Raw genomic sequence first — 14,595 nt, 5'->3', positions numbered from 1 at the left:
TCCGTGCGGTACCCGCGCCTCCGGCCGTGAAAACGCCGGACTACCCGATGGGTACCCGCACCACGACCATGCCGTCGAACAGCCACGCGTCGATCCGCTCCACGTCCACCACGGCCGGAACGGTCGCGCAGTAGTAGAACGTCCGCCGGGAGGCGGTCGGGCGCACCGTGATGCCGACCCGGTCGCGCCGGACCGGTGTGCCGTCCGCGCGCAGGTCGTGGTCCCGGACCTCCACCCGCACGTCCTCGCGGTGCACGTCTTCGAGCAGCGTGGCGAAGAAGTAGGCCTGGTCGGTCACGGCGACGTCCACCGGCAGGGGCCGGTCGTCGGCGATGCTCACGTCCCAGTCGAGACCCAGGTTCCGCCCTATCCGGTCCCACCACACGTCCATGTCGCCCATCGGGTCCGGCCAGGGACCGGACTCCGCGCCCGCACAGGGATTCCGCCGCCGGACTGTCAGCCGCTCGACCACGACGTCACCTTCCCGTTTACCCCGACGTCTGATCGGGAAATACCCCGACGGAAGGGTGTTCACGCTCGGACGAACGGGTGAACGCGTGCGTTGCGCGCCGGGTAGCGGGCGATTCGGCCGAACGCGCGACGGGTACTCCACCCGCGCACGCGACCAACAGCCCCAAGGAGCATGGAGGAGGACCGGCCCATGCACCGCGAGAGCAACAAGCACGGCCCCATCAAGGACGACGAAATGAAGCACGAGCTGGAAGGAACGCTGCGCGGGAACCGGCCCAGCCGGGCCGAGGAATGGCGTGATCCCGAGCCGCCGGCGGACGACGACGTGACCGCACCCGGTATCGACGAACCCCGCTGACCCGTCCACCTACCAACGACTCCGGCCCGCACACGGGGGACGTGTGCGGGCCGGAGGTCTGGTCAGCCGACGGCGCCGACTGTCAGCAACACGTTCGCGTAGTGCCGGACGTCACCGGTGGCCACGCAGACGGCGAGCTCGTGCGAACGGCACGCCGCGTAGAAGTCCTGACGCGCCAACGGCTGCAACGGCAGATCCGCGCCCAGTGCCCGTTCGTAGTCGGTCCACGCGTCCGGCGTCGACCCGTCGTCCGGGAGCATGGTGTGCACGGCCTCCACCGGAATCGCCGACAGCACCGGTTCCAGCACCTCGTCGATCGTGACGAGACCGGGCCGCAGGTTGAGGTGGATCAGCGTGGCCCGGTCGTGGATGTTGGTCCGGTGCGCGTAGTTGGAATCGGCGAGCAGGACCTTGGACCCGTGGCCCGCCGTGGCCAGGGCGTGGAGCAACGGCGGGTGCAACAGGGGGTAGCGCAGCACTTTTCTGACGACCTCTCGTGTGACGGCGGTAAAACCCACGTCGTGGGGGTGTCTAGGGTGACCCGGCCAGGATCTCGTCCATCCGTGCCGCCGCGGCCGCCAGGCCGTCCTCCACGGTGACATCGCCGTCACCGATGTTCCGGATCGCCTTCTCGAACACGTCGTTGTAGAGCTTGTCGAACTCGACCACGCCGGGCATGAGCGGCTGGGCGATGCGGACGTCGGCGGCGAACTCGGCGACGAACGGGTTGTCCGCCAAAGCGTTCTGGTCGACCCGGATCGAAGGATAGCCCGAGCCCTTCATCCACGACTCCTGCGCCTGCTCGCTGACCCAGTACGACAGGAACCGGTGCGCGGCCTGCTTCTTCTCCGGGCTCGCCTTGGCGTTGAGCGCGACCGACGTGGTCGAGCCCAGGGTCGCCTGCCGGACCGGACCGGACGGGACCGGCGCCACGTCGTAGTCGACGCCTTCCAGACCGGCGGTCAGCCACGGGCCGGCGACCGTCATCGCCGCGTCGCCGATCTGGAACAGCTGTTCCGCCTCCGCGCCCGCGAGACCGACCGGCGACACCTTCTTCCGGTGCAGCAGGTCCGCCCACGTCCGCACCGCCGCGACCGTCTCGGGGCGGGTGAGCGCGGACTTCGAACCGTCGGGCTCCAGCACGTCGCCACCGTGGCCCCACAGCAGGATCGGCCACACCGGGATCGCGTCGTGGTCGGGCAACGCCATGCCGTACTGCTCGGGCGTGCCGTCGCGGTCGTGGTCCGTCGTCAGTTTCACCATGGCGTCGCGCCACTCGTCCCACGTCGTCGGCGGCCGGTCCGGGTCGAGCCCGGCCGCCTCGAACATGGGGCGGTGGTAGAACAGCTTGAGGCTGCTGAACGTCATCGGCACGGCGTACTTCACACCGTCGTACGTCACGGCCTCGGTGGCCGCCGTGATGAGGACGTCCGACGCCGGGTCCGCCGCGAACCAGTCGTCCATCGGCGCCAGGACGCCCTTCTTCGCGTACTGCGCGACGTGCGTGCTGTCGAAGGCGGCCAGGTCCGGACCGCCCGCCGACCCGTACGCGGGCAGGAGCTTGCCGAAGAAGACGTCCCACGGCATGAAGTTCACGTCGACCCGGATGTCGGGGTTGGCGGCGTTGAACTCGGCGACGACCGCTTCCATCGCGGTCGGGACGGGTCCGGCGTAGCCGCTCCAGAACGACAGCCGGACCACGCGGCTCGACGACGTGTCACCCGTGCCGCACCCCACCGCCCCGACCAGGCCGACGACCGCCGCGATGGCGAGAACCGCCCATCTCGGACGTAATCTCGACGTGGTCGACCTCATGACGTTCCTCTCCGCTATCCGGTGGTGGCTGGTAAAGCGGACGTCATTCCAGGACGAACGTGGCGTCGGCGCGGGCGACCGTGTCGGACGCCGTGGTCAGGTTGACGTTCGTGCCGTTGTGGCGCAGGTACTGGCCGGGGAAGTTCTGCGCCTCGAAGGACACCCCGGAACTGGACGCGAGCCCGGCCCGGCGGAAGAAGCCGGCGTCGGCGCGGAAGCCGGCCGAGCCGTCGTTGCGGTCGACCCAGAACTCGTAGTTGCGGTGCCGCAGGAAGTAGCCGGGGAAGTTGGTCGACTCCAACGAGACCGTGCCCGAACCGTTGAGCCCCGGCACGACCCGGAACTGCGAGTCGGCCAGCGGGTTGACGTTCGCCTCGACCCTGGCCCGGTACTCCCAGTGCCGGACGAACCGGTCCGGGAAGTTGTGCGACTTGAGCCGGACCGGCGTGACGCCGTCCGCGACGGGGATGCCGAAGTTCGGCGTGCCGTCGGCGTTCCAGTAGACCTTCTGCACGCGGGTGCGGCGGTTCGGGTCGCGCAGCGGGTCGCCGCTGATGTCGCGGTAGTTGCGGTCGTGGTAGACGAGGATGTCGCTCTGCCCGTCCTCGGACACGGTGAACGAGTTGTGGCCCGGCCCGTACTGCCCGGTCGAGGTGTTGCTCTGGAACACCGGGTTCGGGCTCTTCGTCCAGGACGACGCGTTGAGCAGGTCCGCCGACGCCGACGCGGTCAGCATGCCGAGGCAGTAGTTCGCGTCGGTGGCGCTGGCCGAGTAGGTGAGGAAGACCCGGCCGTCGCGCTGGATCACCGTCGGCCCTTCGGCGACCTTCACGCCGCCGCGCATCTCCCACGCCAGCGTCGGCACGGTCAGCCGGGTCGTCGGCCCGGTAATGCTCCACGGGGTGGAGCCCATGCGGGCCAGGTAGACGTTGGAGTTGGTGGCGATGCCCGGTTCGGACTGCGCCCAGGTCAGGTACCGCACGCCGTTGACCACGAAGGTGGACATGTCCAGGGAGAAGGTGTCCCACGGAACGTTCACGCGGCCACGCTCGACCCACGTGCCGGTGAGCGGGTTGGCGCTGCTGTTCTCCAGCACGTAGGGCCGGATGCGCCACACGTCGTCAGTGCGCCCGGCCGCGAAGTAGATGTACCACTTGCCGTTGACGAAGTGGATCTCCGGCGCCCAGATGTGCGCGCCCATCTCACCGGAGCTGTGCTTGCGCCAGATCACCGACTCCGGCGCGCTTGCCAGGCCCTGGATCGTGGTCGCACGGCGCAGCACGAGCCGGTCGTACTCCGGGACGGTCGCGGTGAAGTAGTAGTAGCCGTCGGTGTGCTTGAAGATGTGCGGATCCGCCCGCTGGTTGGCCAGCGGATTCGTGTACTGCACCGCGGGGGATGCGTGCGCGGCGGGCGTCACCACCACCAGGCCGGCGAGAACGGTGGCGATGGCCACCGCCACCACGGCGAGCTTGCGGGCGAGCCACCGGGGAACAGCACTGTTCATCGGTTCCACTCCATCGTGGGTCGGGTCATACGCGTCTGTTAACGCTAACAGCGTGGCTTACCCCAGCTCAATACCCCGTTACAAGACAGTTGCGACCCCAATGGCACAGACATCCGCTCATTGGTCCTGTCCGCCACTCGATCACCCCCGCCGGCCCAGTTCAGCGCCCCCGGCGGTGGTGACGCCTCCGGCTTGAGCTTTTCGACTTTGGCCACAACGTCGCCACGCCTAGCGCTGTTAGCGATAACAAGATTATTGGCCCGAGTACTTGCCGCCGAGGAAAAGCGTGCGCTACCTTCGCCGGGAACAACCTCCGTCGCACCGACGGCAACCGACTTGCCAGGTGGGCGGACGCGACTCTCCCCCCGTCCGTCCACCCGGCGTCCAACCGCGCCACCGGTCCACCGATGTCCTGTTCGGACAGCGGACTACGGGCGGAACGCGGCGAGGCCCGGCTCCCGCATCCGCCCGGCGGCGATCAGCGCCTCGACCTTCCCGACGTTGATCCGCGACCACGAGCTGGTCGGCCGGCGCGGCGAATACCGTTGCAGGTAGTAGTCCTCGTCGAGGGCCTTGCGGTGGCTGTCGATCCAGCCGTAGCAGAGGGCGACGTCGAGGGCTTCGGTGATCGTGACCGACGTCCGGCCCGACCCCTTCTTGGCGATCTTGATCCAGACTTCGGTCGCCGAGCCGTGGTGCCCGGCCAGCCAGGCCTCCCACTCGGCGGCGTCCGCGAAGTCGACGGCCTTCACTCGATCCAGCGTTTCCATCAGGTCCTCCAGGGTCCGGTGACGACTGGACCCATCATGCGGAGGCAAAGTGCTCACCGAGTGAGCACTTTTGAGTGGGCACTTTCTCGGCTGGGTTTCGCGGTCAGACCAGCGACCGGCGCAGTGGGTTCACGACGTTGACGTTCTCGGCTTCCATCAGCTGCTCCAGCGCCTCCAGCCCGCGCTCACGGCAGTAGTCCGCCTCGGCCGCCGTGATCGGCACGAGCCACAGGAAGCGGACGTGGGTGCCGGACGCGTCCAGGTGTTCCAGCGCCGGGCCGAACGGGTACGGCAGCGAGACCAGCAGGTGGTCGGCGACGCCGTCGTCCGTCCACGGCCGGCCGATCCGGACCGTGGAGCCGACGTCCAGCGGCCGGTCGGCGTGGAAGAAGGTGATCATGGCGAGGGTCTCGACGTGGGCCGGCGACTCGGCCGGGGTCAGGAGGACGAACTCCTTGGCGTCCGAGTCACGCGCCCGCCACGCGCCCACCGAGGCGTACACCCACGGCTCGTTCTTCGCCGCGGGCGCGATCCGCCGCACCCGGAAGTCGGGCAGCCGGGCGCCGATGGGGCCGGCCGTCCACTCGAACTCCTCCTGCTCCCGCCCCCGCCAGAACTCGGCGACGTGCCGCCGGACCAGGTCGGTGGTACCCGCCACTACAAACCGTTCCTAGTCAGTGGTCAGGAGTGAGTGTTGGACCCACTGCCCGGCACTGCGCGCATCCCGAACGGTTGTGGATGCGCTGGTTGCCCGCGTTCTACTGGTGGTCCCTGTCCGGCTACGCGCATCGTGTGCGCGGTCCGTGACGGGGCGGCGGGTTTCCTCACGCCCCCGGTCACCTGGTCCGGCCTGGGCGGTCCGATGTCCCGCATCATCACTCCGGTGATGCGGGGGCGGTGCCGTCCGTCGCCTGATCGGGTGTCCGAGGGCGCGTCGTCCAATCGCGATGCTCGCGGCATCGTGCCGGGTGATTGTGCGACGCGGGGTCGCGAGTGGCTTCTGCCAGTGCTGCGCGCCCCACATGCTGGTGTAGGCCGGGTCGACGGCGACGACCGCAAGGCCGTGCTCAGCGGCCATGGACACGAGCCGAGCCTTCAGGTTCCCCGTGGGGATGCCGGAGACGAGCTGTCGGAATTTCCTCTTCCGGCCGTGCTTCTCGCGGGTCTTCTCGTCGGTGAAGTCGAGGTTCTCCAGACCGATCGCGGCGACGCCGCACCGCGTGGTCCGGTGCAGCAGGCGGGTGATGGCATGCCGGACCTGGGCGTCACGATGCCGCGCGGTGCCGGACAGGTCGTAGAAGAAGCGGTGCGGCTTGCCCACCGGGTTGCCGTGCGAGTCGAGACGGTAGGCGGCGAAGTGGTCGGCGTTCGTGTCCACGCCCACCATGCCGTTCGCGCGGGCGGTGTCCAGCGGGATCGTCTGCACGACGGGGCGGGTCCATGCCGCGTCGAGGTACCAGCGGGACGCTTCCCAGCGCTGACGCCAATCGGCTTCGGTCAGGTTCGCCGCTGCGAGGTTGTGCCGGGTGTTCAAGTGTTTCCGGCCACCGCGCACCACCCGCACCCGACCGGCCTCACGATCCGCGAGGACAGCCGCGTGCCGCTGCTCCAACGCCGCGAGGCGGCGGGACTTGACGAACCACTCATGCCTGGAGCGGTACCCGCCCGATCCCTTCCTGTCGCCCTTCTCCCCAAGCGGCAACGAGAGGCGGTGCCGCACCGTGCGGATACCGGCGTCGAGGGAGGCCAGGTGCGCGGCCTGACCACGGCGCGCCAACGCCCACTGATCATGCGTCGCCTTCGTGATGCTCCCGGCCCACCGCGACGACGACTCGGCCGTCAGATCGCGCTTACGCCCGGCCCACGTGTCGGTGCAGTGATCCAGGCCGGCCGCGCAGCGGACCTTGAGGTCACGCGACGCCAGCGACCCAAGGTGCTCACCGACCAGGCGAAGCACGTTCTCGTCTTCGGCGGTGAGGCCCTTGAGTCGGTCGCGTATCGACACACCCGACAGGCCGAGTGCCACGAACGGGGCGTCGATGGTCCGTAGCGGCTTCTTCTTCGGCTCAGTCATCGGTCGCAGCGGCTTCCGGGGCCTTCTCCGCCCGGTTCCTCGCCGTGTGGCGGCCGTACAGGCGAGCGTGAAACGAGGCGATCTCCGACTCGACGCGCATCACCCGGTGACTCGCCTTCGCCGACCACTCCGACAAGCGCGCGACCTGCCGCTCCGGATCGGACTTCTGATCATAAGTCGACACACTGGCATACAACCCCACGCCTGCCATGACCGATGGGGAGGTGTTCGCGTCGATGTCGACCAGGATCGTGCGTGACCCCACCCGCTCCCCAGGGACAGGCAACGTGCCCTCCCGGAACCCAGCGGTACGCGGTTCGAGGAGCAATCCCTGCGCCCACGCCCAATCCGTGAGATTCACAGGAAAGACCCTACACCGCTCTCGGTCGACAAAGGACTGCCATGGACACTCAGGTACCAGCAGCCACACCCTCCGGCGTCCCGGTCACCCGGCACGGCGGCCAGGCCGAGCCCGCCCGCCCGGCCGGCCCCGGACGACTGGACCGACCGGACGCTCAGGATTGGTGCGCCAGCAGCAGTTCCGCCGTCGCCCGTGCGGTGAGGGCGGCGGATTCGGCGCGGTCCAGGTGGGCGGTGGTGATGGCGCCGTCGGTGAGCTGGACCAGCGCGGTGATCAGGTTCGCGGGCGGGTCCAGTGGCTCGAGGAGCCGGGCGAACAGGTCGGGCAGCCAGGCGCGGTGGTGGGCGATCACGTCGCGGATGCCCTCGTGGTGCGGGTACTCGGCGGCGGCGTTGACAAAGGGGCAGCCCCGGTAGTGGGACTTCGACAGCAGTTCGTCGAAGACCTCGAACACGGCCAACGCGAGGCCGACCGTGCCTATCGGCGCACACGCAGGTGTCGCGCACCGTGGTGAAGCTGTCCGACGACGACATCGAGGCGGCCCGCCGGGGTGAGAGCGCCGACCCGAAGGAGGCCGCCGTGCTGCGGCTCGCCGTCGCCGTGACCCGTGACCGGGGCCGGGTCGGCGACGACGTCGTGGCCGCTGGTCCCGCCGTTCGACCGCGCGACCGCCTGAGCCCGGTCAAGCGTCGGAGGCGGCACCGACGCCGGTGTACTCGTTGGCGGAACTCGACGTCTCACCCGTCGCGCTCGACCTGCCGCAGCCCGGTCAAGCGTCGGACTCGCGCCGTTCGACCATCGTGTCGGGCGCGGACTCCGGGATCTCGGTGCGCACGTCCGAGTCGCGCAGCACCTCACGCGCCTGGGCCTCCGGGTCGGCGCTACCGGCGCCGAGTTCCTCCGGGAGCAGGTTGGCCCGCGTCCGCGCCCGGCGGTCGACGTCGTTGCGCTCGTCGAACACCTCCGGCCGGTCGAGGTCGTGCGCACGCCTGATGCGCGCTTCCTCGTCCGCCGACAGTTCGGTCGTGCCGAGGTCGAGCGGTTCCTGGTCCGTCATGTGCTTGCCATACCCAGCCGGCGCCGATTTGACGCCCCGATCCTGATCACGAGTTGGCGCGGGACCTGCTGTGGTGGCGGCGGGCCTTGAAGCGGTTGCCGCAGCCGGTCATCGAGCACCACAGGCGCCTGCCCGTGCGCGAAGTGTCCTGGAAGTGCAGCACGCAGTCGGGGTTCGCGCACTTCCGGAGCCGATCCGGCGTCGCCGCCCGCAACCGGACGTAGTCGTGCAGACAGGCCCAAGCCGCACGCCACCGCGGGTCGGCGACGTCGTCGTGCTCGACCCTCCCCCGCTCGTCCACCGTCAGCCGCACCCTGCCGTGCCCGAGCAGGGCGTTCACCGCGGCGCAGTCGGCCGGGTCCGCGATCACCGCCGCGACCGCGTCACGTGCCTCGCGGAGCTGCTGCCGCGGGACGGGTCGAGCGGACTCGAGCTCCCGGTCCGCCAGCCACGCCTCGGTCAAGTCGTCGTGGTCGAGCAGGTCGTAGGCGACACCGCCCGCCACCCAACGCGTGTTCAGCAGGTCGATGCCCAGCGGCTGGTCCACGAGCGGACGGGAGGGCCAACCCCTGGTCACCAGGGCGGCGGTCACCGCGTCGTCTGCGCCAAGCACGGGATCACCGCCCACCTAACCGTTGAGACTGGCTTGACAGGTTAACACGCATGTGCCTAACCTGGCGGCGCCCTCTAACCCTTCAAAAGCATTTGAACGGTTAGATCGTCCGAGCCAGGAGAAGACGATGACCTCGTACCGCCACGCCGACATCAACGGGCAGCGCGTGTTCTACCGGGAGGCCGGGCCCGCCGACGCCCCCGTCCTGGTGCTGCTGCACGGCTTCCCCACCAGCTCGCACATGTTCCGCGAGCTGATCCCGGAACTGGCCGACCGCTACCGCGTCATCGCGCCCGACCACATCGGCTTCGGGCACAGCTCGGCCCCGTCGGTGGACGAGTTCGACTACACCTTCGACGCGCTCACCGACATCACGCTGGCGCTGCTTGACCGGCTCGGCGTCCGCGAACACGCCCTGTACATCCAGGACTACGGGGCGCCCATCGGGCTCAAGATCGCGTCACGCCACCCGGACCGCGTCACCGCGATCATCACGCAGTCCGGCAACGCCTACACCGAGGGCTTCACGCCGTTCTGGGAACCGCTCTTCGCCTACGCCACCAACCCGGGCCCCGACACCGAACCGGCGGTCCGCGCCCTGCTCACGCTGGACGCCACGCACTGGCAGTACACCCACGGCGTCAAGGACCCGAGCCGGATCAGCCCCGACACCTGGACCCACGACCAGGCCCTGCTGGACCGCCCCGGCAACGCCGACGTCCAGCTCGCCCTCTTCCGGGACTACCGCCACAACCTCGACGCGTACCCGGCGTTCCAGCAGTACTTCCGGGACACGCAGGTGCCGCTGCTCGCGGTGTGGGGGCGGCACGACGAGATCTTCGGCCCGGACGGCGCGCGGGCGTTCCGGCGCGACCTGCCCGACGCCGAGATCCACCTCCTGGACACCGGCCACTTCGCCCTGGAGGACAGCCTGGACACCGTCACCGGCTACATCCGGGGCTTCCTCGGCCGAGTGCTGAACCAGTGATGGCTGCGCTAACAACCCACCCTCGTCGCCGCTGACCAGACCACATCAGGGCGGGCAGGTCCTCGTGTTAGCGATAACAGGGAGGCTTGCCCGCCTCGGCGTGCTGCGTTACCGTTCCCGGAAGCGCTCCCAGTCAGGGGCAATGCCCCGGCAGCAAGACCGGAGGCGCGTGACGATTCCTGCTCGCAAGGAGGCGACGCACGAGTCCGCCTCCGTCCACTTCGGACAACCCTCGCCGCCGCACCCGCTCCCCCCGAGACATCGAGGAATACGTGGCTGCACTGAGGAAACGCACCCTGACCCTGTTCGCCGCGCTCGCCATGACGGCCGTGTCCGTCACGGTCGTGCCGCAGGCTTCCGCCTACCCCGGTCCCGGCCTGGTGACCGGCGACATCGGCGTGCACGACCCGAGCGTCGTCAAACGACCGGATGGCGGCTACCTCGTCGCGCACACCGGCGACAACGTCGCGCTGAAGACCTCCACCGACCGGACCGCGTTCCGCAACGCCGGCGCGGTGTTCCCCAACGGCGCGTCCTGGACCACCACGTACACCGGCGGCAGCCGGAACCTGTGGGCGCCGGACCTGTCGTACCAGAACGGTCAGTACTACCTGTACTACTCCGCGTCGACGTTCGGCTCGAACCGGTCGGCCATCTTCCTGGCCACCAGCTCCAGCGGCAACTCGGGCACGTGGACGAACCAGGGCCTGGTGGTCGAGTCACGCACGTCGGACAACTTCAACGCCATCGACCCCGACCTCGTCGTGGACGACCAGGGCCGCTGGTGGCTGAGCTTCGGCTCGTTCTGGTCCGGGATCAAGATGGTCGCCCTGAACCCGTCGACGGGCAAGCGGTCCGACACCACGATCCGGTCCATCGCCGGGCGCAACGGCGGCGCGATCGAGGCGCCGAACATCGTCAAGCGCGGCTCGTACTACTACCTGTTCGTCTCGTTCGACCGGTGCTGCCAGGGTGCGTCCAGCACGTACCGGGTGATGGTCGGCCGCTCCACCAGCGTGACCGGCCCGTACCGCGACCGCAACGGCGTCGCCATGACGTCCGGCGGCGGCACGGAGATCCTCGCCGGGCAGGGCAGCGTCCACGGCCCCGGCCACCAGGACGTGTTCGGCGACAGCGACAGCGACATCATCGTCTACCACTACTACGCGAATAGCGGCGCATCTCTACTCGGCATCAATTTGCTCACCTTCGACTCGGCGGGCTGGCCGTACCTCCGATGAAAACGAGCTCGGCCATCGCCCCGGACCACCGCGAACAGCGGTGGTCCGGCGGCGGGGGACCGCGGCCGGCACCCGTAAACCTCCGATTGGCCGCCGCGCGGCTGCCAAAGTGGGCATTGACGTTGGCGCAATGTGCTCGTAGCCTCCCGGAAAGCGCTTTCCCCTTGCATCGGGCGGCACGCTCCCCAGCGGTCATAACCGGAGGAATCTCGAATGGGTGCACTGAAACGTTTCAAGGGTGTGGCTGCCACACTGGTCGCCGCGCTGGCGGTCACCACGGCCGCAGCTTGCGGTGACAGCGGTACTGGCAGCGGTGACGAGACGAAGGTCGGTCCCGCCACCCTGCGGTTCTCGTGGTGGGGCAACGCCGAGCGCGCCGAGCTGATGCAGAAGGCGATCGACCTCTTCCAGCAGAAGAACCCGGAAATCAAGGTCACCCCGAGCTTCCAGGAGTTCGAGGCGTACTGGCAGAAGATGGCCACCGAGACCGCCGGTGGCAACGCGCCCGACGTGCTCCAGATGGACTTCGCGTACATCCGGGAGTACTCGGACCGCAAAGCCCTTTACGACCTGAAGAAGCAGGACGGCAAGAACCTCGACCTCGGGGACCTGCTGCCGGGCCTCAAGGGCGCGGGTGAGATCGACGGCAAGCTGTACGGCGTGCCGGTCGGCGGCAACACCTGGGGCTACATCTACAACCCGGCGCTGTTCACCCAGGCGGGCATCGCGGAGCCCAAGGAAGGCTGGACCTGGGACGACTACCGCAAGGCCATGGCCACCATCACGGAGAAGACCGGGGTGCACGGCGGCGGCAACTACGTCGGCAGCTACTACAACCTGGAGCTCCAGCTGCGCCAGGAAGGCGGCCTCCTCTACACGGAGGACGGCAAGCTCGGCTTCGACAAGGCCCGGCTGGCGAAGTTCTTCGGCGAGGGCAAGCAGCTGGTCGACGCGAAGTCGGCGCTGCCCGTCGAGAAGGGCGTGCAGATCAAGCCCGCGCACGCGCTCGAGAGCGACCTGATCGCCGGTGACCTCGGCTGGGACAACTTCATGGCCCGCTACGACAAGGGCGCCAAGGCGGAGTTGAAGCTCGGTCCGGTGCCGAACGACCACGCGGACAAGCAGGGTCAGTACCTGAAGCCGTCCATGCTGCTCAGCGTGTCGCAGAAGTCCGAGCACCCGGCGGCGGCGGCCAAGCTGGTCTCGTTCATGGTGAACGACCCGGAGGTCGGCAAGATCTTCGGCGCGAACCGGGGCCTGCCGCCCACGAACGCCCAGCGTGCCGCGGCGCAGCTGGAAGGCCCGCTCGCCGCGGTGGCCGCGTACGAGGAAGGCCTGAAGGACAAGTTCGGCAAGACGCCGCCCGCACCGCCGAAGGGCGCCGGCACCCTGGAACAGGCGTTCATCCGGATCGCCGAAGAGCTCCAGTACGGCCGCATCTCGGTGGATGAAGCCGTCAACCAGTTCTTCACCGAGGCTGAGGAAACCCTCGGGTCGTGAGCAAGGCGACGATGACGGCGGACCGCGACGCCGCGGTCCGCACGACGGGGTCGACGGGTCCGCGCAAGCGGGCCCGTCTGCCCGGCGACGGCATGGCGGGTTACCTGTTCCTCTCCCCCTGGCTCATCGGGATCCTCCTGCTGACCCTCGGGCCGATGGTGACCTCGCTGTACCTGTCGTTCACCGACTACGACCTCTTCAACAGCCCGACGTGGATCGGCCTCGAGAACTACGAGAAGATGTTCTCCGATCCGCGCTGGCTCAGGTCGGTGCAGGTGACGGCGGTGTACGTGGTGCTGGCTGTGCCGATCAAGCTGGCCGCCGCGCTCGCGGTGGCGATGCTGCTCAACAGCAAGCGGCGCGGGCAGGGCTTCTACCGGGCGGCGTTCTACGGTCCGTCGCTGATCGGCGGCAGCGTCAGCGTCGCGATCGTGTGGAAGATGATGTTCAGCGACGACTCGGTGGTCGACAAGCTGCTGCTGGGCGTCGGCATCGACACCGGCGGCTGGGCGGGCAACCCCGACTACTCGGTGATGATGTTGGTGCTGCTGGCCGTGTGGCAGCTCGGCGCGCCGATGGTGATCTTCCTGGCGGGGCTCAAGCAGGTGCCGCGCGAGCTGTACGAGGCGGCAGAGGTCGACGGAGCCGGCCGGTGGCGGCGGTTCCGGTCGATCACCCTGCCGATGATCTCGTCGGTGGTGTTCTTCAACCTGCTGCTGGAGACGATCAACTCGTTCCAGGTGTTCACGTCGGCGTACGTGGTCGGCGGGCCCAACGGGCAGCCGGCCGGTAGCACGCTGTTCTACACCATCTACCTGTTCGACCGGGGCTTCGGCGACTACCGCATGGGCTACGCGTCGGCGATGGCGTGGATGCTGCTGCTCGGCGTGGGCCTGGTGACGGTGTTCCTGTTCCGCACCGCGCGCGGGTGGGTCTTCTACTCCGGGGACTCGGGGGACAAGCGATGAGGCAACGAGTGGCCGCCCCCGGCAAGGCGAGTGGGACCGACCGGGTGCGCAGTGTGGCGTGGCACGTCGGCGTGCTGCTGCTGCTCGCGGTGGTGCTGTACCCGATCGTGTGGGTCTTGGCGGCGACGTTCAAGCCGTCCGACGACATCGTCGGCAGCCTGGAACTGCTGCCGAGCGAGGTGACGACGGCGAACTACGACCGCTTGTTCGACGATGTCATGGGCGTCGGCATCGGCCAGTTCTTCTGGAACTCGGCCGTGCTGGCGGTGCTGTCCGTCGTGGGCACGGTCGCGTCGTCGGCGTTGGCGGCCTACGCGTTCGGCAGGCTGCGCTTCCGCGGGCGGACGGTGATGTTCGGCATCATGATCAGCACGCTGCTGCTGCCGTTCCACGTGTTGATCATCCCGCAGTACATCGTGTTCCAGAACCTCGACCTGGTGGACACCTACGTGCCGCTGCTGGCGGGGAAGTTCCTGGCGTCGGAGGCGTTCTTCATCTTCCTGATCGTGCAGTTCATCCGGAACCTGCCGCGTGAGCTGGACGAGTCGGCGAAGATCGACGGCGCGAACCACTGGCGGGTGTTCTGGGACATCATCCTGCCGCTGTGCCGCCCGGCGCTCATCACCACGGCCATCTTCACGTTCATCTGGAGCTGGAACGACTTCTTCGGCCCGCTGATCTACCTCAGCACGCCGGACAAGTACCCGCTGCCGCTCGCGTTGCAGCTGTTCATCGACGAGACGAGCGGGTCCGACTTCGGCGCGCTGATGGCGATGTCGATGCTGGCGCTGGTGCCGGTGATCCTGTTCTTCCTGTTCTTCCAGCGCTTCCTGGTGGAGGGTGTGTCGACGCAGGGGCTGAAGGGATGACGG

General features: G+C 68.7%; 17 protein-coding genes. 6 read left to right on the top strand and 11 right to left on the bottom strand.

The genetic code is table 11. The features are described from left to right. Positions 1-40: 40 nt before the first annotated feature. Positions 41-472: an Hsp20/alpha crystallin family protein gene (locus F4560_RS06440; RefSeq protein WP_184917509.1), complete on the bottom strand. Its 432-nt coding sequence runs from the start codon at positions 470-472 to the stop codon at positions 41-43. A gap of 189 nt (positions 473-661) precedes the next feature. Here F4560_RS06440 and F4560_RS06435 point away from each other — a divergent pair, with 189 nt between their 5' ends. Next, positions 662-829 (top strand): hypothetical protein, encoded by a 168-nt coding sequence (locus F4560_RS06435; protein WP_184917507.1) that lies wholly within the window; start codon positions 662-664, stop codon positions 827-829. 62 nt (positions 830-891) lie between these two features. Here F4560_RS06435 and F4560_RS06430 read toward each other — a convergent pair whose 3' ends face one another. The 10 genes from F4560_RS06430 to F4560_RS46000 all read right to left on the bottom strand — a co-directional run bounded on the left by F4560_RS06430 (position 892) and on the right by F4560_RS46000 (position 9,026). After that, the gene (locus F4560_RS06430) at positions 892-1,308 is read right to left on the bottom strand and encodes an RbsD/FucU domain-containing protein (protein ID WP_184917505.1); all 417 of its coding nucleotides are present in this window, start codon (positions 1,306-1,308) and stop codon (positions 892-894) included. Positions 1,309-1,360: 52 nt separating this feature from the next. Continuing rightward, entirely contained in the window at positions 1,361-2,644 is a 1,284-nt protein-coding gene (locus tag F4560_RS06425) for an ABC transporter substrate-binding protein (RefSeq protein ID WP_184917503.1), read from the bottom strand. Between the two features lie 43 nt (positions 2,645-2,687). Continuing rightward, on the bottom strand, positions 2,688-4,151 hold the full coding sequence (locus F4560_RS06420) for a family 43 glycosylhydrolase (RefSeq protein ID WP_184917500.1): 1,464 nt from the start codon (positions 4,149-4,151) through the stop codon (positions 2,688-2,690). 428 nt (positions 4,152-4,579) lie between these two features. After that, a complete protein-coding gene (locus F4560_RS06415; RefSeq protein WP_184917498.1) occupies positions 4,580-4,921 on the bottom strand; it encodes a YdeI/OmpD-associated family protein in 342 nt (113 codons plus the stop codon). 103 nt (positions 4,922-5,024) lie between these two features. Then, positions 5,025-5,579: a suppressor of fused domain protein gene (locus F4560_RS06410; RefSeq protein WP_184917496.1), complete on the bottom strand. Its 555-nt coding sequence runs from the start codon at positions 5,577-5,579 to the stop codon at positions 5,025-5,027. Positions 5,580-5,591: 12 nt separating this feature from the next. Continuing rightward, the gene (locus tag F4560_RS06405; RefSeq protein WP_184917494.1) at positions 5,592-6,995 is read right to left on the bottom strand and encodes a transposase; all 1,404 of its coding nucleotides are present in this window, start codon (positions 6,993-6,995) and stop codon (positions 5,592-5,594) included. After that, positions 6,988-7,260: a hypothetical protein gene (locus tag F4560_RS46520; RefSeq protein ID WP_221483365.1), complete on the bottom strand. Its 273-nt coding sequence runs from the start codon at positions 7,258-7,260 to the stop codon at positions 6,988-6,990. The genes F4560_RS06405 and F4560_RS46520 overlap by 8 nt, the downstream gene beginning before the upstream one ends. A gap of 250 nt (positions 7,261-7,510) precedes the next feature. Next, positions 7,511-7,816 (bottom strand): hypothetical protein, encoded by a 306-nt coding sequence (locus F4560_RS06395; RefSeq protein WP_184917490.1) that lies wholly within the window; start codon positions 7,814-7,816, stop codon positions 7,511-7,513. A 309-nt stretch (positions 7,817-8,125) separates the two neighbouring features. Beyond that, positions 8,126-8,413 carry a hypothetical protein gene (locus tag F4560_RS06390; RefSeq protein WP_184917488.1) on the bottom strand — a complete coding sequence of 96 codons (288 nt, stop codon included), beginning with the start codon at positions 8,411-8,413 and terminating at the stop codon, positions 8,126-8,128. Between the two features lie 46 nt (positions 8,414-8,459). Then, positions 8,460-9,026, bottom strand: coding sequence for a CGNR zinc finger domain-containing protein (locus F4560_RS46000; RefSeq protein ID WP_221483364.1), 567 nt, complete (start codon positions 9,024-9,026; stop codon positions 8,460-8,462). A 127-nt stretch (positions 9,027-9,153) separates the two neighbouring features. Between F4560_RS46000 and F4560_RS06380 the strand changes: the two genes are divergently transcribed. From F4560_RS06380 to F4560_RS06360, 5 genes are all read left to right on the top strand, one after another. Then, positions 9,154-10,014 (top strand): alpha/beta fold hydrolase, encoded by an 861-nt coding sequence (locus F4560_RS06380; protein ID WP_184917486.1) that lies wholly within the window; start codon positions 9,154-9,156, stop codon positions 10,012-10,014. Between the two features lie 320 nt (positions 10,015-10,334). Next, a complete protein-coding gene (locus F4560_RS06375) occupies positions 10,335-11,255 on the top strand; it encodes an arabinan endo-1,5-alpha-L-arabinosidase (RefSeq protein ID WP_184928935.1) in 921 nt (306 codons plus the stop codon). A gap of 240 nt (positions 11,256-11,495) precedes the next feature. Continuing rightward, positions 11,496-12,755 carry an ABC transporter substrate-binding protein gene (locus tag F4560_RS06370; RefSeq protein WP_184917484.1) on the top strand — a complete coding sequence of 420 codons (1,260 nt, stop codon included), beginning with the start codon at positions 11,496-11,498 and terminating at the stop codon, positions 12,753-12,755. After that, positions 12,752-13,723 carry a carbohydrate ABC transporter permease gene (locus F4560_RS06365; protein ID WP_312868614.1) on the top strand — a complete coding sequence of 324 codons (972 nt, stop codon included), beginning with the start codon at positions 12,752-12,754 and terminating at the stop codon, positions 13,721-13,723. The genes F4560_RS06370 and F4560_RS06365 overlap by 4 nt, the downstream gene beginning before the upstream one ends. Continuing rightward, positions 13,720-14,592, top strand: coding sequence for a carbohydrate ABC transporter permease (locus F4560_RS06360; RefSeq protein WP_184917482.1), 873 nt, complete (start codon positions 13,720-13,722; stop codon positions 14,590-14,592). The genes F4560_RS06365 and F4560_RS06360 overlap by 4 nt, the downstream gene beginning before the upstream one ends. Positions 14,593-14,595 lie beyond the last annotated feature (3 nt).

Origin of the sequence: Saccharothrix ecbatanensis, assembly GCF_014205015.1 — a bacterium.
GTDB classification, from domain to species: Bacteria; Actinomycetota; Actinomycetes; order Mycobacteriales; family Pseudonocardiaceae; genus Actinosynnema; species Actinosynnema ecbatanense.
The sequence above is the reverse complement of the archived record's forward strand: the minus strand, read 5'-3'. Positions and strand labels throughout refer to the sequence as shown.

Bases quoted from the DNA above. Each gene is read 5' to 3' on its own strand.
- F4560_RS06435 (WP_184917507.1), top strand. From the start codon at position 662: ATGCACCGCGAGAGCAACAAGCACGGCCCCATCAAGGACGACGAAATG.
- F4560_RS06415 (WP_184917498.1), bottom strand. From the start codon at position 4,921: ATGGAAACGCTGGATCGAGTGAAGGCCGTCGACTTCGCGGACGCCGCC.
- F4560_RS06425 (WP_184917503.1), bottom strand. From the start codon at position 2,644: ATGAGGTCGACCACGTCGAGATTACGTCCGAGATGGGCGGTTCTCGCC.
- F4560_RS06375 (WP_184928935.1), top strand. From the start codon at position 10,335: ATGACGGCCGTGTCCGTCACGGTCGTGCCGCAGGCTTCCGCCTACCCC.
- F4560_RS06405 (WP_184917494.1), bottom strand. From the start codon at position 6,995: ATGACTGAGCCGAAGAAGAAGCCGCTACGGACCATCGACGCCCCGTTC.
- F4560_RS06420 (WP_184917500.1), bottom strand. From the start codon at position 4,151: ATGAACAGTGCTGTTCCCCGGTGGCTCGCCCGCAAGCTCGCCGTGGTG.
- F4560_RS06380 (WP_184917486.1), top strand. From the start codon at position 9,154: ATGACCTCGTACCGCCACGCCGACATCAACGGGCAGCGCGTGTTCTAC.
- F4560_RS06390 (WP_184917488.1), bottom strand. From the start codon at position 8,413: ATGACGGACCAGGAACCGCTCGACCTCGGCACGACCGAACTGTCGGCG.
- F4560_RS06360 (WP_184917482.1), top strand. From the start codon at position 13,720: ATGAGGCAACGAGTGGCCGCCCCCGGCAAGGCGAGTGGGACCGACCGG.